Source organism: Clostridium tyrobutyricum, assembly GCF_019144085.1.
Taxonomy (GTDB): domain Bacteria; phylum Bacillota; class Clostridia; order Clostridiales; family Clostridiaceae; genus Clostridium_B; species Clostridium_B tyrobutyricum_A.
Genome location: NZ_JAHHUY010000008.1, coordinates 39,595 through 65,786, shown reverse-complemented (window position 1 = coordinate 65,786; position 26,192 = coordinate 39,595). Strand labels below are relative to the sequence as shown.

The window sequence follows — 26,192 nt, the reverse complement described above, 5'->3', positions numbered from 1 at the left end:
GAGGATATTATATGCATGAAAGAGAAAAGATAGAGAATATATTTTCTTATCTGTTAAGTTTAAAGAACTTGAATGAGAAGACTATAAAAGATGTATATGATTACGAAAGAGTGTACTGGGAAGAAAAGTTCTTGAATTTATCCGGGTGTATTATAAATAAAAATTCTGCAAATGATTCTTGGATAGAAATAAATGAGAAATCCACATATATGTATGACGAATTCTTTAAGTTATATCAGGAAAGTGAAAAAAGAGGAGAAAATTTTGAAATAATATGTGGATCTGGACTTATATGCTGGGAAGTAGATAATGAAAAAATTAGATATCCTCTTCTTGAAACAAGGATGAGAATACAATTTAATAACTTAAAAAAGACATTTGCTTTAGTACCTTCAGGGAAGACTAAATTTCAGAGCTCAATATTTGAAGACATTCAAAAACTAAATATAAATAATATATTAGACTTGGAAGACAAGATAAATAATATGAATTTGGATCCTAGAGTTAAAGAGGATGCTAAGATGGCATTTTCAAATATAATAGCATGCATAAGTAAAAATGGGAAAATAGAAGATGGATATTTTTCAAAAGATAAAGTTGAATTTTATAATTTCCCTGTAATATATAATACTTTTGTAATATTTGTTAGAAAAAATAATATGAGATTATGGCAGATTGAGATTAACAATATATTAAAAAAGGTAAGAGAAGGATATCCTATACCGGAAACTATCAGGGCCCTAGTTCAAGAAAACAATGACAACCAACAAAAGGCGAATAAGGGAGCAGATACAAACGAATGGAAAAAGGTGGCGCAAGATGTACTTTTCCCACTTCCTGCGAATTCAGAACAAAAAGAAATAATAAAGAGAATATCAGAAAATTATGGAGTAGTGATGCAGGGACCTCCTGGAACTGGAAAAAGTCAAACTATAGTGAATTTAGTATGTCATTTGCTTGCTCATGGGAAAAGGATATTGGTTACAAGCCAGACGGACAGGGCACTTAGAGTACTTATAAAAAAAATACCTGAGAACATAAGACCTCTTTGTATAAGTCTCCTTGGAAATGATGCAGAATCATTTAAAGAGCTTAGTGATTCTGTAAGACAGATAACCAACAATCTATCTTTAGATCCTAAAAACATGCATAATGATGCAGAGTTGTTAAGAGAGCAGCTAAAGTCCTGTATAGAAAATCAAAGGATTCTGTATAGAAAGCTAAAAGAAGTACAAGCCTTGGAAAATGAGACTATAAATTATGAAAGCAAAAAGTATACCATGGTAGATATTGCAAAGTGGGTAAATAAAAATTCAAATAGGTATTCGTGGATTGAAGACGATGTGAACATAAAAAATGATATGCCAATTTCAAATCAACAATTTGATTTGCTTATGGATTTATTAGGTGAAGTAGATAAAGAACAAAAATTAAGATTTGATAGTATAAAGAGTGTGTTGGATAAGCTTCCTGAAAATGAGAAGGTATATTCTACTATATTCGATTATAAAAAATTGAAAGCCAACAATAAAAAATCTATAGAGAACTTAAAAGATTGGTATATACCATATAAGCATAATTGTAATTATGATGAACTTTTAAAAGCTATTTATGATTGTAGAGATAATATAATTAAACTCAAGGGCAGTATGTGGGAGGATATTTTTAAGAGTTATCATCAAAATGAGGCTACAAGGCAAGTATTTAAAGATGTATATTATAAATCTTCAAATCTGTTATTGATGCTTACTAAAATTTCAAATGATTTAAGAAACCATAAAGTAGAATTGCCAGAAGAGGATATGGATAAATTTACTAAAAGATTTGAAATTGTATATAGAGCATTAGATGAAAAGAAAAAGATAGGAAGACTGTTTAAAATTATTCATCCGGAATGTGGATATATATTTTCAAATTGTACTATAGATGATAGACCATTTTCCAATATGGACCAGGCATTTGTTATAAAATTATTTCTTCAGAAAAAGGACATATTGAGAAAGTTAGAAAATGTATGGATCAATACTATGAAAGACTATGGATTTCAAAATAAGAATTTTAGCAAAAATGATATAAATATACTGGATATACAAGAAAACTTTAAAAAATTGAAACTTATTGTTGAGTGGAATCAGAAGTATAAATCAAACATATTAGCTAATATGGGTAAAATAGACTTTCCTAAATCAATAGAGTTATATGATATAAAAACTTATGATTATTTGATAGAATGTGTAAATAGTATGAAAAATGTTGATGAGTATAATGAGGCCAAAGTATATTTAAATACTATTAAAAAATTGATGAACTCACTTGATAATGATGTAAATAATCAATTAGAATCAGGTAATATATCCGAGAAACTTGCGGAGAAACTTTCTACAGAGTTAAAGAATATAAAAGAAGTAAATCATAAGATATCGTTAATTAATGATTTGACGAAAAAAATGTCAAGAGTATGTCCTAATACTACTCAAAAAATAGTCGAACATTGGGAACAATCAAAAAATATGTATAAAAGTTTTGACAAGGCATGGCAATGGTCTCAATGGAACAATCTTTTAAATAAGATAAGTGCACTAAATCCAGAAAAGATTGAAGAAAAATTGGAGAGACAAAAAGCAAGAGAAAAACTTATAGTAAAAGAATTAGTAGCCAAGAGCACATGGTACAATCAGATAGTTAATACAAAAGAAAGCCAAAAGAGAAGTTTGTTTTCATGGATGCAGGCAGTAAAGAGAATCGGAAAAGGTAGAGGGAAAATGGTATCAAAGTATAGGAAAATAGCTCAAAACGAAATGGAAAAATGTAAAGAAGTTATTCCTGTATGGATCATGCCTTTAAATAGAGTAATTGAAAATATAAAATTAAATGATAATTTGTTTGATGTAATAATATTTGACGAAAGTAGTCAGAGTGATATATTTTCACTATGTGGACTCATGAGAGCTAAACGTGCAGTTATAGTAGGAGATGACAAGCAAATAAGTCCTGAAATTATAGGGGTTGATCAAAAATTAGTATCAAGTCTGATAGAAAAATATCTTAAAGATATACCTGATAGACAGTGGTTTGATCTTCAAACAAGTCTTTATGATACTGCACTTAGAGTATTTCCTAATAGATTGATGCTGAAGGAGCATTTTAGATGCGTACCTGAGATAATAAGATTCAGTAATAATATTGTCTATTCAGGAGATATAAAACCATTGAGATATCCAAGTTTGAGTGAAACTTTCAGTCCTCCTATAAATGCTATTAAGGTAGATGGTAAAAGGGATACTAGAAAACCTATAAATAATATAGAAGCGGAAGCTATAGCAAATAAAATAACAGAGTGTTGTAAAGACAAAAAATATAATGGTATGAGTATGGGGGTTATATCACTTTTGGGAGAAGCTCAGGGAAATTTGATAGAAACTATTTTAAGAAGAAAAATTGGAGTAAAGGAAATGATAAATAGGAGAATAGTGTGTGGGGATGCCTATTCTTTCCAGGGTGATGAAAGAGATGTAATGTTTTTGTCCATGGTAATTTCAAATAATGTTAAATTTGCACCACTTTCCAGGGACAATGATATGAGAAGATTTAATGTAGCTGCAAGTAGGGCCAGAAATCAGATGTGGCTTTTTTATTCAGTTAATTTGGAAGATTTGAGCGAGGAGTGCATAAGACACTCATTGTTGAATTATTGCTTGAATTATAACAAGTATAGTATTCACAAGAAGAACTTAGGACAAGTATTCCAATCCGATTTTCAAAAAGATGTATATACAATTATAAAAAATGCGGGATATAGAGTGAGACCTCAAATAAAGATAGGAAAATATAATATAGACTTTATGATAGAGGGTTCTAGAAATAGAGTTGCTATTATATGTGATGGAGATGAATTAGAGGAAAAATATAACTTTAAGGAAAATATAGAAAGACAGCTTGACCTTGAAAGGGTGGGATGGACATTTTTAAGAATTAGAGGTAGTGAATTTTATCTAAAGTCGGAAATTGTCATGAATAAGATATTTAATAAACTGGATAGTATTGGAATAAAAAGATATAAGCACCAGATTAATTCTTCTAACAGCACTGAAGAGACAAAAAATCTTAAGGCCGTATAGTTTCACAACTTATATATAATAGACATATATTATAATATGCTTTAATAATTAGGAAGTTCACAAGCAATAATTAGGAGGAAATTACTTGTTATATGCATTAATTCTAGCTGGTGGAAAGGGTACAAGGCTCTATCCTCTTTCAAGAGCAAAGAATCCTAAGCAGTTTTTAAAAGTCATAAATAATAAAAGTTTTTTAAGAGGTACAGTGGATAGAATATCTCCTTTAGTAGATAAAAAAAATATATATGTTATTACTAATGAGGAATATATAGATAAAGTTCAAGAAGAACTTCCTGATATAGACGGAAAAAATATATTTTCAGAACCAGAGAACAAGGAAACGGCTACATGTATTGGATTTTCAGCAGTAAAACTATTAAAAAAGGATCCATCTGCCACTATGATAATTTTGCCATCAGATCATTATATAGGGGATAGAGAATTATTTTTGAGTACTATAAATCAGGCAGTTGAGATTGCAGAGAAAAAAAGGGCACTTGTAACTATAGGAGTTAAACCAACAAGGCCTGAAACAGGATATGGATATATAGAAATGGGTGAACTTATAAATACCTGCATAGCTAGTTTTAAGGTAGAAAGATTTTTGGAAAAACCCAATTTGGAAGTTGCCAAGGATTTGATACTTAAGGGAAATTATCTTTGGAACAGTGGAATGTTTGTATGGAGGGCAGATGTATTTCTAAGAGAAATGCAAAAATATCTTCCCAAGATGTATAAAAGTATGATTGCTATATATCAAGATTTAGGGACAGAAAAAGAAGTATATACTATAAAGGAACACTATAGTATAATTAGTGGTATTTCTGTGGATTTTGGAATAATGCAGAAAACAAGAAAGGCTTATGTAGTTAAATGTGAGTTTTTATGGGATGACATAGGTACGTTTACTGCACTAGGAAGATATTTAAAGAAATATAAGGGAAATAACTTAAGCGGGAATACATTTGTAGAATCAAGTGAGAATTGTACAGTTTTTGGAGGGAAAAAGCTTATAGTAGCATTTGGAGTTAAAAATTTAATAATTATAGATTCTAAAGATGTGCTATTAGTTATGGACAAGAGTAAGGATCAAGAAGTAAAATATTTGGTGGATATTTTGAAAAACAAGAATAATCTGAAGAGATATTTGTAAGTATCTAAATAAAAATACCATACAGTGTCTAAAGTTACTGTATGGTATTGATCAATTCTAATTTTTGATATCGAGATAATTGTTTTATTTGATATTCTCGTTTCATGGCATCATTTTTGAAATCATATTTTTCAAAGTATATCAATTCCACAGGTAGTCGTGATCTTGTGTACTTTGCACCCTTGCCATTATTATGAGTTTTTAATCTTTTTTGAATGTCATTGGTATAACCAGTGTATAGAGTATTATCGCAGCACTTTAATATATAGACATAGTACATTATAAAATCTCCTTATATTTTAGATACGTAAATATTATCTTTTATATAAAATCTCCATAAATAGTCAGCAGCTTCTTCTGCATAGTCGATTCCTATTCTTTTTGAAGCTTGAATTTTAAAATTGTGCAAATTGCTATCCAATATATATAGTTCATTATTACATAGATTTTCACCGTTTTGTTTCCTATCTATTAAAAGAGCTTGACATAGTTTTCCAGGGCCATTAGTGATATTTTTTCGTTGGTATTTTGAAAGCTCAATGTAGTGTTTATTAAATCTATTAAAAGATAATTCATCTAGATTGTCTACAGGTTCTAATGCTCTTACAAGTATGGCTGTTGGAATACCCTCTTTTTCTGTTGTTATATTAAAACAATTATATATTCCATATATCATGAATACATAAGAAATTCCTGAAATACCATACATGACTTCAGTCCTTTTAGTTCTTCTTCCATTGTAAGAGTGGGCAGCTTTATCTGAGATTCCCTTGTATGCCTCCACTTCTACTATTTTTCCTGAAAGTGATTTACCGTTTATATTGTGTACCAGTATTTTACCTAAAAGATCTTTTGCAACTATTAAAGTGTCTCTGTTATAAAAATCTCTTGTAAGTTTTTTCATATAATTTACCTCCCTATTATATAGTGTATTTTAATAATAGATTATATAAGTTTATAATAATTTGTCAAATTTAATATATTGGATTTATATGCTTTATTTTATAGTATTTAATTGATATAATTATATTAACCAAACATCATATGTTTGGATGTAGTACATTTGGAGGTTATAAAATGCATTTTAATAAACCCGTTAGAGTGTCATTGTCAAAACAAATATTAAATCAAATGGAACAACTTATACTTGAGGGCAATTGGGCCGTAGGGGCAAAAATACCTTCTGAACCAGAGCTGGTAAAACAATTTGGGGTGAGCCGAAATACCATAAGAGAAGCTGTTCAATCTTTAATAAATGCTGAAGTATTAGAAGCTAAGCAGGGTGATGGTACATATGTTAGGATGTCAAACCGATTTGAGGCTGCTATGTTAAATCGTTTAAAAAAATCAGATATACTGGACGTATTGGAAGCTAGATTTGCCATTGAAAAAGAGGTAGTTAGATTGGCGGCTATAAGACGTACAAATAAGGATCTTAAAGTGCTTAAAATACATTTACAAGACAGGAATAATTGTACAGACAATTCACAGGAAAATTTGGAAAAAGATGTGGAATTTCATATTGCAGTGGCACGCTCAACACATAATACAGTGTTATTTGATATTTATAAATATGTATATCAGTATATACGTGATAATATAAATAATTCTTTGGATATTTCAGAATTTGGAGCCGAACAAGATTATCTTCATGACGATTTGTTTGATGCAATTGAAAAACAAGATCCTGATATGGCGGAGAAGTTAACATTGGAATTAATTAAATTTAACCAAAAATTATTGAACGATAAAAATTAAAAATTAGGGAGTAGTGAACTTATGAAAATACTTTATTATGATTGTTTTTCCGGAATAAGTGGAGATATGAACTTAGGAGCAATGATAGATGTTGGAGTAGATAAAAGGCATCTTATATCAGAACTTGCAAAATTAAAAATTAATGAATATAATATAATTATAAAACAAGATACTAAAAATGGTATTTCAGGAACAAAAGTAGATATCATCCTATCAGAAGAAGTTAATCATCATGCTCACGATGTTCCTAATGGTCTAAACCATAATCATCAATTTCATAATTCGGTCCAACATCACCATCATCACAGAAACTTATCCGATGTTGAAAATATTATAAATTCTAGTGAATTAAGTCCAAAAGTAAAAAAAATGAGTCTTGAAATTTTTAAGAAGGTAGCTGAAGCTGAATCAAAAGTTCATAACAAGCCCATACAAGAAGTGCACTTTCATGAAGTAGGTGCAGTTGACTCAATAATTGATATTGTAGGTGCAGCAATATGTTTTGATTATCTGAATATAGATAAAGTTATGGCATCTAAAGTGGAAGTCGGCTATGGATTTGTAAAGTGTGCACATGGTACTATGCCAGTGCCTGCACCTGCAACGGTAGAAATATTAAAGAATATTCCAGTAAAATCTCAAATACCATTTGAGGCCACAACTCCAACAGGTGCAGCTATTCTGACCTATTTTACATCTAATTTTACTGATGTTAAAGATTTCAGAATAAATAAAATAGGCTATGGAATAGGTATGAAAGACAATCCTGATGTACCAAATATTTTGAGAGTGTTTATAGGCGAATCTACACAACAGGATACTTGCACTGATACAGATCAGGCAAAAGTCATGGAATGCAATATAGACGACATGAGTCCTGAAGATTATGAATATGTTATGGATCTTTTGTTGGACAAGGGAGCATTGGATGTATATTTTGCACCAATAATGATGAAAAAGGAAAGACCAGCAGTAAAAATAAGTGTTTTATATAAAAGTGAATGCGAAGATGATATTAGAGATGTTATTTTTGTAAATACTACTACATTGGGAGTCAGAAAATATACAGTAAATCGAGATATGCTCGAAAGGGATTTTGAAAAGGTAAAAACTAAATATGGAGAAATTACAGTAAAGAATTGCTATTACAAGGGTAAAAAAATAAGAACCAAGACAGAATATGAGGATTGTAAGAGGTTGGCCCGTCAAAATAACGTTAGTATATGGGAAATTAAAAAAGCAGTAATTATATCAAAACATGATTAGTATAATTAAATATTGATTTGCATAATATTGTGGAGTAGGGTGATATGTTGAATTTGGAAGATATAAGAAAACTATTTGAAGAAGTAAAACAGGATTCTATAAGTATAGAAGATGCAGTTGAAAGATTAAAAGATTTACCATTTAAAGATCTTGGTTATGCAAAAATTGATAACAGTAGAGAAATGAGAGTTGGGTATCCAGAAGTTATTTACTGTGCAGGTAAAACTGTAGATCAGGTAAAAGGCATAGTGGAAGCTATGATGGATAATAAAGACAATATACTTGGGACAAGAGCAACTAAAGAACAGTATGAGGCTGTAAAAAAAATATGTCCTAAAGCCAAATACAATGAACAGGCTAGAATTATGACAATAAAAAACAAAAAAATAGAAATGTCTAAAACATATATAGCTATAGTAACTGCAGGAACATCTGATATACCAGTTTCTGAAGAAGCAGCACTAACAGCTGAAATATTTGGGGAGAAAGTAGAGAGAATATATGATGTAGGGGTAGCAGGAATCCACAGGTTATTTAGTAAGTTGGAATTAATAAGAGGTGCTAAAGTAGTAATAGTTATAGCTGGTATGGAGGGTGCGCTGGCAAGTGTTGTAGGTGGTTTAGTAAATAAGCCAGTTATAGCTGTTCCAACCAGCATTGGATATGGAGCCAATTTTAATGGACTTTCAGCTCTTTTATCAATGCTAAACAGTTGTGCCAGTGGTGTAAGTGTAGTAAATATAGATAATGGATTTGGAGCTGCATATCTTGCAAGTATAATAAATAAGTTGCATTAGAAGAGCAATGGAAAAAATTTATATATTTTTTAAATTTCGCTCTTATAATTTAATATATAATAAAAAATTTATAAAAAAGTATAACCTATTTTTCTGACTATAATGAATAATCAGTACAATGATAAAAAATCATTTATATCGTTATCATATATAATAGTTTTCTATTCAATAGTCATTAATGGCAAAATATTTTAAATATACTTATTCTGAATGATTTATGATGAAATTTTTAAAAACTATCCAGTAAGTCTTTAAGTCTCTATAAATATCGTATGATATCTATGACATTATCTAATTGAACATTAAAATGGTAGAGGTTATAATGTATAAGTAGTTACAAGAAATATGTAATATATTGACACGAGAAATCATTTATTAATTATTATTTTATCGGGAGGGAATGGCAATGAAGGTAGCAGGAATATTAGAAAGAAAAGCCAAAGATACATTGGTGAAAGCTGGTTTAGAAATACTAAACGGCAAAGACCCAGAAAAAAGCCTTGATAAGTTATTTGCAATAATAAAAAATACAGTTGGAAAATCAAAATCTAAAATTAGTATGTCACAAATTGATAAAGTTCAGCAATTATACAATGAAAATCCAGCTATACACAAATTAGTAGTAGACATAGTTTCAAAAACTAATAAAAATTGCTTAGACAAGTTTTTTGTTAATTTTTTTGCAAACGCAGCTTGGTATGGAATACCAAAGAGGGATGCCTTATTTGAAAAAACAGGAACAAAAGTACCTTTTACAATTCTTATAAGTCCATCTATGAGATGTAATTTAAGATGCACTGGTTGTTATGCATCCAGTTATAGCAAAAAAGATGACATTCCATTAGAAGAATTGGACAGAATTATAGGGGAAGCAAGAGACCTTGGAGTTTATTACTTTGTAATACTTGGAGGAGAACCTTTTATAAATGACTATATGTTAGATTTATATGAAAAATACAATGATTGTATGTTCACACCATTCTCAAATTCAACACTTTTTACTGAGGAATTAGCAGATAGATTGCAAAAACTTGGTAATGTTATACCAATGTTTTCTCTTGAAGGATTCGAAAAAGAAACAGATGCAAGAAGAGGAAAAGGTGTATTCCAAAAAGTTATGCACGCAATGGATTTATTGAAGGAACGTGGAATCCTATTTGGAGTATCTTCTGCTACAGGTAGACACAACATAGATACAGTAACTTCAGATGAGTTTATTGATATGCTTATAGAAAAGGGAGCAAGGATGACATGGTATTTCCTTTTCATGCCTGTAGGAAAAGAGCCGGATACAAGTCTGATGCTTACTCCAGAACAAAGAATACGTCTTGGAGAAAGAGTAAGAACTTTAAGAACTACAAAACCTTACTTTACTCTTGATTTCTTTAATGATGCTCCTTATGTAGGAGGATGTATTGCAGGAAAATATTATTGTCATATTAATTCAAAAGAAGATTTAGAGCCATGTATATTTGCACATTTTGCTGTAGATAATGTAAAAGGCAAAAAGTTAATGGATGTATTTGGATCAGAATTCTTTAAATTATTAAGAGATAGACAACCTTATAATCGTAATTTACTTATGCCTTGCATGATGATTGATAATACAAAACAAGTTAGGGATATTGTAAAGAGGACAGGGGCAAAACCTACAGATGAAGGTGCTAGAATGATGATTGAAGATCCAGAATTTCAGAAGAAATTGGATAATTTGTCAGCTGAATTCAGACCTTATGCAGAAAAAGCATGGAAAGAAGAATTTGGTGAAAAAGGAAATTTTGAGATGTCAAAAGGTTAAAGCTAAGCTGAAGATTAGATCTTCAGCTTTTTTGTTAGATAAATATATATTTTATGATATAATATTATCAAAGATAATTCTGTTGTATTTGAATAAGAAAGGGAGTATAGGATGTTTGTGAATAACAATAGATGCACAAAGCTAATCATGATTATATTAATGATTGTGATTTTAAGTATGGTAGTGTCATGTAAAAAGCAGGATTCCTATAAGAAACAGGAAGTTTATAAAGGGGATATAAATATAGTAACTGATAAAAATCATGAACTTCAGTTTAAATATGCAGCGGAAGAATTTAAAAAAGTTCAAAATAAAGTCAATATAAACATAACAGTTAGTAATAATACACAAAGCAATTTGAAAAGATTTTTAAAAAGTGAAGATTATAAAAAGGATATAATAAGTGTTGACAATGAGAATTTACAGTATAGTGTAGATAAATATAAAGATGATATCTTAAATTTGACTAACTCGGTTTCAGGTTATAAAAACAGCATAATTTCTAATAGAATCGGTGATAATAGCATAGATGGTAAAATTTATTCAATGCCATGGGATGCAACTCCCAAACTTATAGTATATAGAAAAGATCTATTTGATAGTAAAGGAATAGATGCAAATAGCATAAAGACATGGAAAGACTACATAGAAGTAGGGGAAAAATTGTCCGAAGATACAGGGAAAATATTTATGGGAAATTATGAAAATAATAATTTGAATTTGTTCTTTGCCAATCAACTTGGTACTGGCTATTTTAATGATAAAAAATTGGACTTTGAATCTGAAAAGTGGTCAAGAATATTCGAACTGGAAAAAGATATATATATGGCAAATATTATTTCGAATTTTAGTTCAGAAAGAGAAATGATGGAAAGTGCAGAGGCAGGTAAAACTCTCACCTTTATTGCAAGTCCATATTCTGTTTATAAACTTATGAAAGATATACCAAAAGTAAAAGGGGTATGGGGAATTATGCAGCTCCCGGCTTTTGAATCAGGTGGTAATACTAGTGTATCCACCGATGGAACGAATATAATAGTAAATAAAAATTCCAAGAATTTTCAATTGGCTTTGGCATTTATAAAGTTTGCATTGACAGATGATAAACTCCAGTTGGATCTATTAGATAATACTGGCAGATTTCCTGTATATAAAACAGCATATTCATTTAAATATATGGATAAACCTGTAGATTATTTTAATAGCAATGTATGGAAGATGTTTGCTATTTCTCAACAAAATGCTTACAATGTAGAATACACAAAAAATTTTCCAAAGGTAAAGGATAAAATAAATAATGTGTTAAGTTCAGATAATTTAAAAAACAAAGACACAAAGACATTAATAGATATTATAGGAAAATCACTAGAAAAAAACTTAAAATAAAATTAAAAAGCATTCAACAAACGTTTACAAAAAATCAAATATATTATATAATACCTATGGGGAATTTAATCATAGGGATTTTTGAACATAGAAATAAAATCTTTCAACTAGGATCGTAATACTAGTTAAAAGGTTTTATTTTTGTTTTTATTGTGAATTTAATATTTTACTATATACTTCTAGAGTCTTCTCAGAAGTCTTTTCCCAGGAAAACAGTTTAGAACGCTCCAAGGATTTTAAACTTAAGTTTTCTCTTATAGTTTTATCATTTAAAATTGCCTCAATAGAATATATTAAGGATTCCTCGTCTTTTGGATTAATTAATATAGCACTATTACCCGTTACTTCTGGAATTGAAGATATATCAGATGTAATTACAGGAGTACCACAATTCATAGCTTCCAGTGGAGGAAGACCAAATCCCTCGTATAAAGAAGGATATACAAACAAATCCGCTGCATTATAAAATATTGGCAGAATTTCATTTGGAACAAAACCAGTAAATTTTACGTTTTTTTCTATATTAAAATTATAGGAAAGAGTTTTTAATTTTCCAAGTTCGTCCTTATCTGCTCCTACAATAACCAGGTCATGATCCATATCTAAATTTTTGTATGCTTTGGAGAAAGCCTTAATCAATGAGGACACATTTTTTCTTGGGCTAAAACCTCCTATATACAGTACAAAAGGCTTATTTATGTTATATTTTATATTTATTTTATTCCTGCATACTTCCTTATCAAGTGGTTTGTATTTTTTATCTGCAGCCAAAGGAGTGACAAATATTTTATTTTCATCTATAGGAAAATATTTCAGTATATCTTTTTTTGAACACTGAGATACGGTTATTATTCCATCGGCCATATTTATAATTCTGGGCATTTCTTTTAGAAATTTTATAAGGTAACCTCTACCAACTGTTTGAGGTAATATATATGGTATTAAATCATGAATAGTTATAACTTTTTTACAAGTAATATTTTCTGATATACCTATACCATTTTGAGGTACATGATATATATCTATAGATTCATTTTTTATATTTTGTGGGAAATAGTACTGCTCAAAAAATCTATGTTGTTTTTTAGATGCCATTATTATATTGGTATTTTTTTTGTTGAAACTATCATATTTTTTACCTGACCAATATATGTGATAAAAGTTTTCACTGTGATTTTTTATCATATGATTTAATATCCTATCTGTATAAGTTCCTATCCCGGTACCTTTATACCAGTTGATTCCTCTTGCATCAATGGCAATTCTCATTAACTTTCACCTCCATAGTACACTAAATCTAAAAATAAATTTAGTGGGGATTTATCCGATAAAGGAGTCTTTTATATACTATTACTACTTGTATAAAATGGTGAATTATAAGATTTATCACATACATAAATACTTATTCATATACTACAAATATAGTAATTTTGGAGGTAAAAGCTTGGATATTTTAAAAGTTAAAGAGCTTGTAAAAAATAATTATAATCTCCATATTGAATATATTCAAAAAATAAAGAATGTGTATAAAATTAGCAATGGTTATAATGATTTTTGCCTAAAAGTAATAAATTATGATTTCGGTCATTTTTTATTTATCATCTCTGCTATAAAATATTTGAAAAAAAATGATTTTAAAAATATACCTGAGATATTAAACACTCAATGTGGACAAGACTATATACAGATTGAAGACAAGCTTGCATATTTAACTCCGTGGATTGATTCTAGAGTAGCAAATTATGATAATTCTTTAGATGTTTTATTGGCTGCGTCTAAACTTGCAGAACTTCACAATAAAAGTTTGGGATTTAAGCTGACAGAAGATATGAATCCAAGAATTGGATGGTTTAAATGGATAGATACTTTTAATACGAGAGAAAATGAGATAGTAGATTTTAAGGGAAGAATTTTAAAAAAGGATAAAAAAACGAAATTTGATGTTATGTATCTTGAAAAAATGAATGAGGAAATTGAACTTTGCAAGTATTCTAAGAAAAATCTATCAGAAAGTAGTTATCTTGAAAAAATGAAAATTGAAGTTATAAAAAATGGATTTTGCCACCATGATTATGCCAATCACAATGTGCTCATAACAGGAGATGGCCATGTAAATGTCATAGATTTTGATTATTGTATATTGGATACGCATCTTCATGATTTGTCAAGCTTACTTTTAAGAATAATGAAACATGGAAAATGGAATATGAATATTGCACTTTTTATATTGGATGCGTATGATTCTATAAATAGAGTTATGGAAGATGATATTCCTATTATGGCAGGATTTATGGAGTTTCCCCAGGACTATTGGCAGATAGGAATACAGTATTATTGGGAGAAACATAGATGGACTGAGGATGTATTTATAAAAAAATTAAAAAAGATATATGATGACGAAGAGGAAAAACAGAAATTTATAGATGATTTTAGAATAAGAAAATATAGTTAAAATATTGAAAGGAGATAATAAAATGTCCCATAAAAGGAGATATAAAGATAAACAAGAAGATGAAAATAATGATTTAGAATATTATGATAATAAAGTTAATAGTTTAAAAAAAACAGTAAAACAAATGGATAAGATAAAAAGAAGAAAAAAAGAAATTTCAGAACTTGAGAGGAAAAGAAGAAAAATATTAAAAAAAATGGGTAAACATCATCATTGATTGATTTAAAAGGAGGTAATGAGGTGAGGTGATTTTTTAGTGTATTATTTTGATCTTGATTCATGTTTCTATAAATATCTTGCAACTAAAGGAATAATTAAGGTAAATAATTTTAATTTTGAAGTAAAAAACAAAGATATAAATATGTTGAAAATAAGCGATCAGCTTAATGCTATAGGACAATTTCACAGTAGAATATTGGGATATAAGGGACGTATGAATAAGAGGCTTACAAACAATGCAGGAAGGACAGTAGAGCAATATAAAGTATATATAAAATGGCTGAAAAGAGATTTAAACAAAATCACAAAAACAAGTGCTAATAATGAATTTGAGAAAATAGTTGCAGAAGTAGGAAGAGAATATCTTGAAAAAGCTGAAATATGTATAAAAGAAATATATGAAAATAATTATATACATCTTTTAAAAAGAAGTTCTAATAGATTTGAAGTATGTCTTAAAAATAGTTACTTTAATAATTTAAGGCAGGAAGAAAATATAAAAGTAATAAATTTAGATGGATGCTGCTACAACATGCTTGAAATGGATGCTTTTTATTTTATTAAGAAATTAAATAAAAAGAAACTAAATATAAATACTGAAAATATTGCCGATGAATTCTGCAGAGTTGAAAATTTAGATAAAGAAAGTTTAAAGTTTATATTGTCTATGGTTGAATATCCATATGAATTTATGAAATGCTGCAATCGTTATAGGGGAGATGTGAAAGAGCAGGATAAAGAAAAATATATTCATGAGATAAAGAAGATTATAAATAAATATAATTAATCTTGAATATTTTGATATCAATATTAATTGGAGGAACTCGGATTGGCATATAGATATAGTGATAAAAAGTACCTTATTCAGTATGATCTTTGTATAGAACTTTTTAAAAGCTTCGATTTAAAAGTACATGATGTAGTACCAATTAGAAATGTTTATATGGTTTCTACTAACAAAGGTGAAAAGATTTTAAAAAAAGTTGAATATACTATAGAAGAATTAAATTATATATATGATTTACTGTCTTATATAAGAAATAGATTTCCTAGAGTAGTTAATTTTTCAAAAAACACTAATGGAGATATATGTACTATATGGAAAGGAAATATGTATTGCATAATAGATGTAGTTGATGGTACAGAATGTAATTTTAACAATCCTGTAGAGCTATCTATAGCATCAAAGGCATTAGGACAATTACATGAAGCATCTGAAGGTTTTAAAACTGATTTGAAGAGCAAATATACCAATGGAAATTTGCTCAATACTTTTAAGAGAAGAATTCAAGAAATGGAATTCTTTAAAAATATTGTAGCAATTCATGAAAAGAAAACAGAGTTTGATGAAATATTTGTACAAAATGCAGATTATTATATAGATGAGATAAAAGATAGCATAGATATGCTGGATAAGGCAGGCTATTATAAGCTATGCAGCGAGGATGACAAAGTAGTTGTATGCCATAATGATCTAGCTTACCATAATATGCTAATAAACAATGGAGAAGCCTATTTTATAGATTTTGATTATGCAGTTATTGATATAAAGGTACATGATTTATGTAATTTTATAAATAAGGCAATAAAAAATTTTGCATTTGACATAGATAAGGCAAAATCAATAATTGACAATTATTGTATTACAAATACCTTGAGTGAAAGAGAATTAAAAGTACTAAACGCCATGTTAAACTTTCCTCATGATTTCTATACTATATCCAGAGATTATTATACTAAACGAAAAGAATGGGATGAAAATGTATTTTTAGATAGAATGAAGAAAAAATCTGGATATAAAGAAGACAGAAAGGAATTTTTAGAAAACTTTAACCAGATAATCTGTAATGAAAAATGATTTATGAAAAGGTGTGAGAGAATATAGATAAATTTGTGTAAAAAAATTGTGTGCTTTGAAGTGTAAAGTGCACAATTTTTTTACAATTATTTTTCATTTATAATTTTATTATAAACACGTATTGTATCTTTAGCAGTTTTTTCCCAACTGAATTGAGAAGCCCTTTTTAATCCTGACTTTACCAATTTATTATAAAGAGTTTGATCGGAAAGCACATTCAACATGCTTTTGCACAGAGAATCAGTATCCTTAGGATTTATTAATAAGGCACTTTTATCTACTACTTCTGGTATTGATGTTATATTAGATGTTATTACTGGAATACCACAGGCCATAGCTTCTACAGTAGGCAGTCCGAAACCTTCATAAAGAGAAGGATATACAAATAGCTTGGCTGCATTGTATACGTAAGGCAAGTGGTTGATTGATATAAATCCAGGAAATAATACTTTGTCCTGTATATGCAGCTTTTCAGCACATTGCTTATATATACTATAGGATTTTCCTCGATTACCTGCTATAACAAGAGTTATTGGTTTTTTATACAAAGCAATAAATTTACTAAAACTTTTTATAATTCCTAGTATATTTTTTCTAGGACTAAAACCACCTACATAAAGTATAAAATCATCTTTTATATCATAATATTTCTTAGCGATATATTTACTTATACATTTATTGAGAGGTTTATATATGTCTTCACTGGCAAGTGAGGTTACATATATTTTCTCTTCAGGAAAATTAAAAGTCTTTACTATATCTAATTTAGAAAAATTTGATACTGTGATTATACCATCACACATTGGTACTATTTTGGGGATATATTCTGAAAATAATTTTAGATATCTATCGCTTACAGTTTCAGGCATTTTGTAAGGAATAACATCATGGAGTGTTATAACAAATTTACACTTTTTTATAGAAGGTAGACCAACTCCATTTTGGGGAATGTGATAAAGCTGTATTTGCCCATTTTTTAAAATGTTTGGAGTATTTACCTCATCCCAAAAATTATTTTCATTATTGTTTTGAATATTATTCAGTACAAAGTTTTTTCCTAAATTCATCTCTTTTTTGCAGATTTCAGGCATAAAAAGAGTATAATCATTTATTCTATCTATTTTATTCAAGCAATTTATTAACTGGTAGGTATATGTCCCTATGCCAGTACCCCTATACCATTTGGCGGCACGTCCATCAATTCCTATTCTCATGATAAAATTCCCCATAAACTTAGTATATTTTATTATATTAAAATAAGGACAAAAGTGTTAATATCATTCTAAATTAACGGGTATATTCATATAAATGTAAAGAGGTGATTAAACATGATGCGAGAATTTGAAATAGAGAGACAATTTGGCATTAAGATTGAAAGTATAAAACCTAATAGGGGAGTATATTTCTTAAAAACCGACCAAGGTTTAAAATGTTTAAAAAAAATAAATTATGGTACTCAAAAACTTTTATTTGTATATGGAGCAAAAGAGCATCTTATAAATAATGGATTTCCAAGAGTGGACAAATACTCACTTAATACAAATGGCAATCCATATGCACTAGTTAATGAGGACATATATACTCTATCTGAATGGATACCAGGTAGAGAATGTGATTTTAAAGATGACTTAGATATTAAAAATGCAGCAAGATGTCTTGCTAATCTACATGAAGGTTCCAAAGGGTATGAGCCACCGGAAAATAGCAAGTTGAAAACAGATCTTGGAAGATGGCATCATCTTATGGAAAAGAGAGTCAGATCTTTTGACAAGATGAGGGATATGAGCAGAAAGAAGAGCAATAAAGGTAAATTTGATATGAATTACATCAAGAATGTAGAGTTTTATAAGGATTTTGGAAAGAGAGCTATAAAGGTGCTTCAAAATTCCAAGTACAATGAATTGTGTGCTGTTACAGAAGAAGATATGAGTTTCTGCCATCATGATTATACATTTCACAATATTATAATAGACAATGATAATAATGTGAATGTTATAGATTTCGATTATTGTAAAAGAGAGATAAGAGTGTACGATATTTTTACCTTTATGATTAAGGTTTTGAAAAGAGTAAATTGGAGTATGGACTATGCAAAACTTATATTGAATTCTTACAATGAGGTGAGTCAACTTAAAGAGGAGGAATATACAGTACTGTTTGCATTTTTACTATTTCCTCAGCGTGTTTGGAGACTTTCTAACAGGTATTATTATAATGAAGTAAATTGGCCTCTTAATACTTTTAGTAATAAACTAGAACAACTAATTTTAGAACGTGAGAAATATGTTAACTTTATCGATCAATTCAAAGAATATTATAATTTGAAAGAAGTATAAGTAAAATTTCCTAAAAACCCTGTTTAGTTAAGGAAACAGCTAAATGGGGTTTAACTTTTTATATTCACAAAAATAGCCTATATACATACTATATATTATTATGACTACTTGTGCGGGGATGAAAATATGAAAATTGGTGATTCTGTTGTAAGAAAATCTTATAGAAGAGATATAACTTTTAAAATAATAGATATAGAAAATACAAAGGAAGGAGTTTTATATAGATTAAAAGGAAGAAATATTAGAATAATCGCAGATGCTAAAGAAAGTGATCTGGAGATAGTTCCTGAAAAGTCTTTAACGGACGGTGAAAAGATATTTAACAAAAAAGTTAATAATTCAATTAAAACTATTTTGACACGAAGGGGTGGCTTTAGAGGGGGATGTGCCCAGAGTGAATATAAAATGCGAAAATTTGCTGACAGTAAGTCTAAAAATGAACTTGCATTTGGTAGACCAGGTAAGATACTTCATGTAGATGGTGACAAAGATTATCTGGATGTATGTCTTAAGGTATATAAGCAATTGATGCTTGATGTAGTTGGTGAAAATATATCAGAGGCAGAGCAGCCTAAAAAGATAGTTGAGCTTGTAAAAAATATAAAGCCTGACATAGTAGTTATCACCGGACATGATGCCATATCTAAAGACATTTCAGATTATACAGATCTAAACAATTATAAAAACTCAAAATATTTTGTAGATTCAGTTTCAAAACTTAGAAACTATGAACCAAATTATGATGATTTAGTAATATTTGCAGGAGCTTGTCAATCGTGTTATGAAAGTATACTTGATTCAGGAGCAAATTTTGCCAGTTCCCCAAGCAGAGTGTTAATTCACTGTTTGGATCCAGTATTTTTATGTGAGAAAATAGCTTATACCAATATAGAAAAAGTAGTATCTATTCAAGAGGCATTGGAAAATACTATAACTAGAACAAATGGAATAGGTGGTCTTCAAACTAGAGGAAAATATAGGGAAGGATTTCCAAAATCACCATACGTATAAAAAGTATGGAATTTGTAAATAATATTGCTTATATGAGTCAATTAAAGAAATTTTAATAAATAATCAGTTAAATTAGGCTATATAAGCTTTGCTTATAAAAATATAATATTGACAAAATAAATTATTTACATTACAATATAAAGTTTCACTTGACATAATACCCATACGGGTATATAATAAAATTGTGGAGAGAAGGTGTTTAATATGGCAAGACCAAATGTTTTGGCTTCTATAAGAAGAAATATCGAAGACCACGTAGGTGATAAAGTTACCTTAAAGGCAAACGGTGGCAGAAGAAAAGTTTTTGTAAATGAAGGGATAATTGAAAAGGCTTATCCTAGCATATTTGTAATTAGACTGGACAGCAACATTAGACGAAAAGTTTCATATAGCTATTCAGACATTTTAACTAAGACAGTTCAATTGGTATTTTCAGCATAAAACTTATAGTAAAATTCTTAATCTCATCGAATATTTTATTTCAAATAATAAAATGAATACATTACAATTAAATATATATTATAAGAATACAAACAAGTGAGTTGTCTAATCATACTTCATTTGCAGTTTTGCAATTAAAAAATAAAATAGCTACAATACATTCATAAATTCAAGTACATTTATAGTACAACAGCTTATGAATAATGAAGTTTATAACAAATCTCTTTGATTATGCTCCATCTATTTAGATGGGGCAATATTTGTTTGATTATATATTTATTATAATACAATTCCTGACTCATAATCAATATTTATATACAAATAAATTTTATTAGCAATTAGTGGAATATTTTTTGTGGTTTGATTATATAAATAAACTAGTAGGTTTTATGAGGAGGGTTAATTAACATGAGTATAGATTTAATTAGAGAAAACATAGAATGTGAACAACTTCTTGCTGAAAATTTTTGTGATACTGTTATAAAAGCAGAGTATGTTATACCTGATACTCATCCTGATGTTTTAAGTGTTTTAGTTTTAGATGCAAATCCAACTATAACAAATAAGGAAGTAATGCAGGATAAAGTATTTCTAGAAGGTAAAATAGATTACAATATAATTTATCTGGCAAAGGAAGATAATGATACAGGTGTATATAGTACAAATTACACAGGAGAGTTTTCAAACTATGTAGAGATAGATGGAGCTGAACATACAATGCTTTGTGATGCTGACTGCTATATTGAACATATAGATTGTACCATGGTAAATGAGAGAAAAGTTGAAATTGAAGGAATTGTAAAATTAAAATCAGAAGTATATAAAAATTATGATTTTGAAGTTATCAAAGATATAGCCGGATCAGATGATGATATACAGATGCTGAAAAATCCTGCTACTTTAGACAAGATACTTGGAACAGTTCAGGGAAGTCTAATAGCTAAGACAGAACTTCAAATACCATCTGACAAACCCCAGATAGGAAATGTATTGAAGATTGATGCAACTGTTCATAAAAAGGATATAACTATACTTGAAGATATGGTGCAAGTAGAAGCTTATGTTATCATTAAAATGCTGTACAGAGGAAAAGAGACTAAGGAGATTGCAGTTATAGAAGATGATGTACTCGTAAATAAGGAATTGGAGTTAAAGGGTGTAACGTCTTCCATGGACAGTTTTACAGATTTCAATGTAGATGGAATAGAATACAGTATTAGGGAAGATGATTTAGGCGAGGACAGAATATCACAGATAGAGGTGCTTGTTAATTCAAATACCAAAGTTATGTATAAAGAAGACATGGATATAATTGAAGATGCGTATTCGCCTCATTCACTTATGAAAATAGATAAAAATGATTATACTTTAAATGTCATACATGGACAGAATACATCTGATAATATGATCAAGTCCAACATATCAATAGAGGATGGACAAACATTGGATAAAATATTTATATGTCACGGTGATGTGTGCATTACAGATAAAAAAATAGTAGAAGATAAAGTAGTAGTAGAAGGCATATTAAATGTAAAAGCATTATATAGTATTTCAACTGGTCATATAAAAAAAGCTAATGAAGAAATACCATTTAATTTTTCTGTTGATATACCAGGAAGTAAAATAGATATGCAGTGTATAGCAAAGGCCTCTCTTGAGAGCATAGATGCTGAAGTGGAAGTTAATACTATATCCATAAAGGCAGTGGTACAAATTTATGCAATGGTAAATTACATCACTCATAAGGAGTTTTTAGTAGATGTAGATACTGCAGATGGAGAAGTTCCTCAAAAGAATTCAAGCCTTACCATATATGTTGTTCAAAATGAAGATACTTTGTGGAAAATTTCAAAGAGATATTATACTACTGTAGAAGATCTAGTTAGATTAAATAATGTGGAAGATCCGGAATCTATAAAGATAGGTGATAAACTTCTTATACCAGGCAGAGCTATTATAAGTTAAAAAATAGAATATATAAGTGATTTAATCAAAATGTAAACTTCAGTATTTTAATTTAAAACTGGAGTTTTTTCTTATGGGTATAATTATTTTAAATATGGTTAAAATATAACATATCTATAGGAAAGGGTGCGTCATTTTGGAAGAAAAATTAGAGGGAAACTTGATAATAATAGGGGGAGCAGAGGATAAGAAAGGTGATAAAAGCATATTAAAAGAAATATGCAGTAAATTAAATAATGAAAAAGACATATTGGTTATAGCAACGATAGCGTCTGAAATTCCCGAAGAACTTGGAAATGAATACAATAATATATTTAAAAAATTAGGAATAAAAAATATAAGAATATTGAACATAGAAAATAGAAAAAATGCTTATGACAATAATAATATTGAAAAAATTAAAGATGCATCTTTAGTTTTTTTTACAGGAGGAGATCAACTTAGAATAACAAGTCTTATCGGAGGAACACCACTTTATTTGAAAATTCATGAGTTGTATAAAGGCGGATGCATATTTGTTGGAACTTCGGCAGGAGCATCTGTTATGAGTGAAACTATGATAGTTACAGGTCCGGATGATGAATCACCTAAAAAGTGTACCTTGAAGATGGCACCGGGACTTGGACTTATAAAAGGGGTTATAATAGATCAACATTTTGCTCAAAGAGGAAGAATAGGAAGACTTCTTGTGGGAATTGCAGAAAATCCAGAGAGCTTAGGCATAGGAATAGATGAGGACACTGCCATTGTAGTTAAAAATGATGGTGAAGTTAATGTTATAGGATCTGGAGCTGTATATATAATAGATGGTTCTCATATAAGCAGTAGTAATGTTTCGGAGCAGCATCCAGAAGAAATATTGTCAATATTTGATGTGAAATTACATGTACTTAAAAATGGAAATAAATTCAATATATTAAATAAACTACCGTACAGCGATTAGGAGGATTTAATTAAGATGAAAATAGATAAGATTAGAGTTTTTGAGGGAAGAAATATATATTCTCATAAAACATGCATTAAAATGTATGTGGACTTAGAAGGATATAGTGAAATCCCAACTAAAGATATAAAAAACTTTAATGAAACTTTACTAAAAACTATACCGGAATTAAATGAACACAGATGTGGGATAGATGAAGATAACGGATTTAGAAAAAGACTTTATGAAGGGACTTATCTTGCACATGTATGTGAACATATGATAATTGCAATTCAAAATATGCTGGGTATTGACGTAGCTTATGGAAAGTCACGAGAAATAAGCGGAGATAAATATTATATAATATATCAATATGTTCTTAAAAATATGGCAGTTCAGGTGGGGAAGACAGCTGTAGATTTTGTGAACGCTTTAATAAATAATGAAAAATATGACTTTAACAGGGCTTTTAATCTGCTGAGAGATACTTTAAGAAATGAAAAAATAGGTCCTAGCACCGCATCAATAATCGATGAAGCTAAAAACAGGGGAATACCTGTAACTAGAATAGGAGATACAAGTGTATTTCAACTTGGTTATGGAAAATACAGCAAAACTATAGAAGCGACTATATCTTCAAATACGAAAGCCATAGCTGTGGATCTGGCATGTGATAAGCTTCTCACAAAGGAAATATTGAGAAATCAATGTATTCCAGTTCCAGAAGGAGAAATGGTAAAAGATATAGATGATCTAAAGGAGAAAGCAGAGGAGATTGGCTATCCTGTAGTCTTAAAACCAAGAAGAGGCAATCAGGGAAGAGGAGTTTTCCCAAATTTGAAAAATCAAGAGCAGCTTATAAGAGCCTATAAACTATTGTCTGAGGATTTTAACGACATAATCGTAGAAAAAAATATATCAGGCAAAGATTATAGAGTATGTGTGGTAGATGGAAAAGTTGAAGCGGTATCTCATAGAATATCACCTTATGTTATTGGAAATGGAGTAAGTACGGTAAAACAACTTATAGATGAAATTAACAGTGATAATATGAGAGGATATGGACATGAAAAACCACTTACTAAAATAAAAATTGATGAAAAACTTAAAACACATATAAATAAAGAAAATTATACTCTAGATAGCATACTTGAAAAAAGTAAAAAATTAGTATTAAGAGAAAATGCAAATTTATCTACAGGAGGGAAAGCTGAAGATTGCACTGATATGATATGCTGTGAAAATGTAGATATTTGTGAAAGAGCTGCCAAGGCGATAGGTCTGGATATTTGTGGAATAGATCTATGCTGTAGTGATATAAGTAAATCTGCATTTAAAAATGGGGCTATACTTGAAATTAATGCTGCACCAGGTATAAGAATGCATCAATATCCAAGCAAGGGAAAGGCTAGAAGTGTATCCAAGGCAATATTAGATGAATTATTTAAAGACTCATGTAGTAGTATACCAATTATATCTGTTACGGGAACTAATGGAAAGACAACGACTACCAGACTTATAGCCCATATCCTGCATACTGCAGGATATAGTGTAGGCATGACAACAACAGGAGGCATTTATATAAACAATAAATGTATATATACAGGAGATACTACAGGATATTATAGTGCTAAGGCTATATTAAACAATCATGAAGTGGAAGCAGCAGTTCTTGAAACTGCCAGGGGAGGCATAATAAAGAAGGGCCTTGCCTATGACAAAGCTGATGTGGGAATAATAACAAATATAACAGAAGATCATCTGGGAATAGACGGAATAGAGACAATGGATGATCTTGCACATGTCAAGTCACTTGTAGGAGAAGCTATAAAGGATAATGGATATGTGGTGTTGAATGCAGATGATTTGGTAAGTATAAGTATAATAAACAGAATTAAAAGTAAGATGATAATGTTTTCTAAAGATAAGTATAATGTAATACTGAGAAACAATATAAAAAAAGATGGATATGGTATTTATGTAGATAATAAAATCATATATCTTGAAGAAGACAATAATGTTATACCTATAATCAAAGTTTCAGATATAAAAATATCTCTTGATGGAAAATTAATGTATAATGTTGAAAATGCAATGGCAGCTTGTGCAGCAGCAGTAGCACTGAATATTAATTATATGTATATAAGAGATGCATTGAAAAATTTTTATGGAAATTCACTTCTTAATCCAGGCAGATTTAATATATATGAACTAAATGGATCAAAAATCATTTTGGATTATGGCCATAATATAGAAGGATACAAAGCTGTAATAAATGGAATAAAAAAAATGGACCATAAAAGATTGGTTGGAATAATAGGATTACCTGGGGATAGATCTGATAGCAGCGTAGAAGAAATAGGTAGGATTTCAGGTAAAAGTTTTGACTGTATATATATCAAGGAAGATAAAGATAGAAGAGGTAGAAGTTTAGGAGATATAGCTTCTATTTTGAAGCGAGGAATATTGCAAACTGGTTTTGATGTAAAGGAATTAAGAACTATATTAGATGAAAAATCAGCACTTGAAGATGCTATAGACAATCAAAAAAATGGAGATATAATAGTAATATTCTTTGAGAAATTAAAACCACTTCAAGATTTGGTAAATAAAAAGATCAAAGAAGAAAGTTCAAAAAAAACACAAAATTCACAGATAACAGTTTGATAATAAAAGCCAATGGAAGTTAAATCTAGAGTTTTAGTTTTA

At 29.3% G+C, this 26,192-nt stretch carries 21 protein-coding genes; 17 read left to right on the top strand and 4 right to left on the bottom strand.

Features of this window, described 5'->3' with window-relative positions; all coding sequences use genetic code 11:
• Nucleotides 1-11: 11 nt before the first annotated feature.
• Both KM800_RS05555 and KM800_RS05550 read left to right on the top strand, forming a co-directional pair.
• Nucleotides 12-4,118 (top strand): AAA domain-containing protein, encoded by a 4,107-nt coding sequence (locus tag KM800_RS05555; RefSeq protein WP_217812185.1) that lies wholly within the window; start codon nt 12-14, stop codon nt 4,116-4,118.
• 85 nt (nt 4,119-4,203) lie between these two features.
• Complete coding sequence (locus tag KM800_RS05550) at nt 4,204-5,271, top strand: mannose-1-phosphate guanylyltransferase (RefSeq protein WP_217812184.1); 1,068 nt, start codon at nt 4,204-4,206, stop codon at nt 5,269-5,271.
• A 34-nt stretch (nt 5,272-5,305) separates the two neighbouring features.
• On the opposite strand, the gene KM800_RS05545 is transcribed toward KM800_RS05550, so the two are convergent.
• A complete protein-coding gene (locus KM800_RS05545) occupies nt 5,306-5,551 on the bottom strand; it encodes a GIY-YIG nuclease family protein (RefSeq protein WP_217812183.1) in 246 nt (81 codons plus the stop codon).
• A 12-nt stretch (nt 5,552-5,563) separates the two neighbouring features.
• A complete protein-coding gene (locus tag KM800_RS05540; protein WP_217812182.1) occupies nt 5,564-6,175 on the bottom strand; it encodes a DNA-3-methyladenine glycosylase in 612 nt (203 codons plus the stop codon).
• A 173-nt stretch (nt 6,176-6,348) separates the two neighbouring features.
• Here KM800_RS05540 and KM800_RS05535 point away from each other — a divergent pair, with 173 nt between their 5' ends.
• The 5 genes from KM800_RS05535 to KM800_RS05515 all read left to right on the top strand — a co-directional run bounded on the left by KM800_RS05535 (nt 6,349) and on the right by KM800_RS05515 (nt 12,276).
• The gene (locus tag KM800_RS05535) at nt 6,349-7,029 is read left to right on the top strand and encodes a FadR/GntR family transcriptional regulator (protein WP_217812181.1); all 681 of its coding nucleotides are present in this window, start codon (nt 6,349-6,351) and stop codon (nt 7,027-7,029) included.
• Nucleotides 7,030-7,050: 21 nt separating this feature from the next.
• Nucleotides 7,051-8,295, top strand: a complete 1,245-nt coding sequence (gene larC / locus KM800_RS05530; protein ID WP_217812180.1) for a nickel pincer cofactor biosynthesis protein LarC — start codon at nt 7,051-7,053, stop codon at nt 8,293-8,295.
• A gap of 47 nt (nt 8,296-8,342) precedes the next feature.
• Nucleotides 8,343-9,092, top strand: a complete 750-nt coding sequence (gene larB / locus KM800_RS05525; protein WP_217812232.1) for a nickel pincer cofactor biosynthesis protein LarB — start codon at nt 8,343-8,345, stop codon at nt 9,090-9,092.
• A gap of 406 nt (nt 9,093-9,498) precedes the next feature.
• Nucleotides 9,499-10,890, top strand: a complete 1,392-nt coding sequence (locus KM800_RS05520; protein ID WP_217812179.1) for a radical SAM protein — start codon at nt 9,499-9,501, stop codon at nt 10,888-10,890.
• A gap of 111 nt (nt 10,891-11,001) precedes the next feature.
• A complete protein-coding gene (locus KM800_RS05515) occupies nt 11,002-12,276 on the top strand; it encodes an ABC transporter substrate-binding protein (protein WP_217812178.1) in 1,275 nt (424 codons plus the stop codon).
• 147 nt (nt 12,277-12,423) lie between these two features.
• On the opposite strand, the gene KM800_RS05510 is transcribed toward KM800_RS05515, so the two are convergent.
• Complete coding sequence (locus KM800_RS05510) at nt 12,424-13,545, bottom strand: glycosyltransferase family 4 protein (RefSeq protein ID WP_217812177.1); 1,122 nt, start codon at nt 13,543-13,545, stop codon at nt 12,424-12,426.
• A 175-nt stretch (nt 13,546-13,720) separates the two neighbouring features.
• Here KM800_RS05510 and KM800_RS05505 point away from each other — a divergent pair, with 175 nt between their 5' ends.
• From KM800_RS05505 to KM800_RS05490, 4 genes are read left to right on the top strand one after another with little or no spacing between them, the layout of a single operon-like run.
• Entirely contained in the window at nt 13,721-14,728 is a 1,008-nt protein-coding gene (locus KM800_RS05505) for a CotS family spore coat protein (RefSeq protein WP_217812176.1), read from the top strand.
• A 22-nt stretch (nt 14,729-14,750) separates the two neighbouring features.
• Nucleotides 14,751-14,945 carry a hypothetical protein gene (locus KM800_RS05500; protein ID WP_217812175.1) on the top strand — a complete coding sequence of 65 codons (195 nt, stop codon included), beginning with the start codon at nt 14,751-14,753 and terminating at the stop codon, nt 14,943-14,945.
• A 39-nt stretch (nt 14,946-14,984) separates the two neighbouring features.
• Nucleotides 14,985-15,734: a spore coat protein gene (locus KM800_RS05495; RefSeq protein ID WP_217812174.1), complete on the top strand. Its 750-nt coding sequence runs from the start codon at nt 14,985-14,987 to the stop codon at nt 15,732-15,734.
• A 42-nt stretch (nt 15,735-15,776) separates the two neighbouring features.
• Nucleotides 15,777-16,805 carry a CotS family spore coat protein gene (locus tag KM800_RS05490; RefSeq protein ID WP_217812173.1) on the top strand — a complete coding sequence of 343 codons (1,029 nt, stop codon included), beginning with the start codon at nt 15,777-15,779 and terminating at the stop codon, nt 16,803-16,805.
• 86 nt (nt 16,806-16,891) lie between these two features.
• Here the strand turns inward: KM800_RS05490 and KM800_RS05485 are convergent, their stop codons facing one another.
• Complete coding sequence (locus tag KM800_RS05485; protein ID WP_217812172.1) at nt 16,892-18,019, bottom strand: glycosyltransferase family 4 protein; 1,128 nt, start codon at nt 18,017-18,019, stop codon at nt 16,892-16,894.
• A 114-nt stretch (nt 18,020-18,133) separates the two neighbouring features.
• On the opposite strand from KM800_RS05485, the gene KM800_RS05480 reads away from it, so the two are divergent.
• The 6 genes from KM800_RS05480 to cphA all read left to right on the top strand — a co-directional run bounded on the left by KM800_RS05480 (nt 18,134) and on the right by cphA (nt 26,150).
• Complete coding sequence (locus KM800_RS05480; protein ID WP_217812171.1) at nt 18,134-19,141, top strand: CotS family spore coat protein; 1,008 nt, start codon at nt 18,134-18,136, stop codon at nt 19,139-19,141.
• A 126-nt stretch (nt 19,142-19,267) separates the two neighbouring features.
• Nucleotides 19,268-20,152 carry a sporulation peptidase YabG gene (yabG, locus tag KM800_RS05475; RefSeq protein ID WP_217812170.1) on the top strand — a complete coding sequence of 295 codons (885 nt, stop codon included), beginning with the start codon at nt 19,268-19,270 and terminating at the stop codon, nt 20,150-20,152.
• A 204-nt stretch (nt 20,153-20,356) separates the two neighbouring features.
• Nucleotides 20,357-20,593 carry a Veg family protein gene (locus tag KM800_RS05470; protein ID WP_017751744.1) on the top strand — a complete coding sequence of 79 codons (237 nt, stop codon included), beginning with the start codon at nt 20,357-20,359 and terminating at the stop codon, nt 20,591-20,593.
• A 408-nt stretch (nt 20,594-21,001) separates the two neighbouring features.
• Nucleotides 21,002-22,561 (top strand): DUF3794 and LysM peptidoglycan-binding domain-containing protein, encoded by a 1,560-nt coding sequence (locus KM800_RS05465; RefSeq protein ID WP_217812169.1) that lies wholly within the window; start codon nt 21,002-21,004, stop codon nt 22,559-22,561.
• 136 nt (nt 22,562-22,697) lie between these two features.
• A complete protein-coding gene (locus KM800_RS05460) occupies nt 22,698-23,504 on the top strand; it encodes a cyanophycinase (protein WP_217812168.1) in 807 nt (268 codons plus the stop codon).
• Between the two features lie 15 nt (nt 23,505-23,519).
• Entirely contained in the window at nt 23,520-26,150 is a 2,631-nt protein-coding gene (gene cphA, locus KM800_RS05455; protein WP_217812167.1) for a cyanophycin synthetase, read from the top strand.
• Nucleotides 26,151-26,192 lie beyond the last annotated feature (42 nt).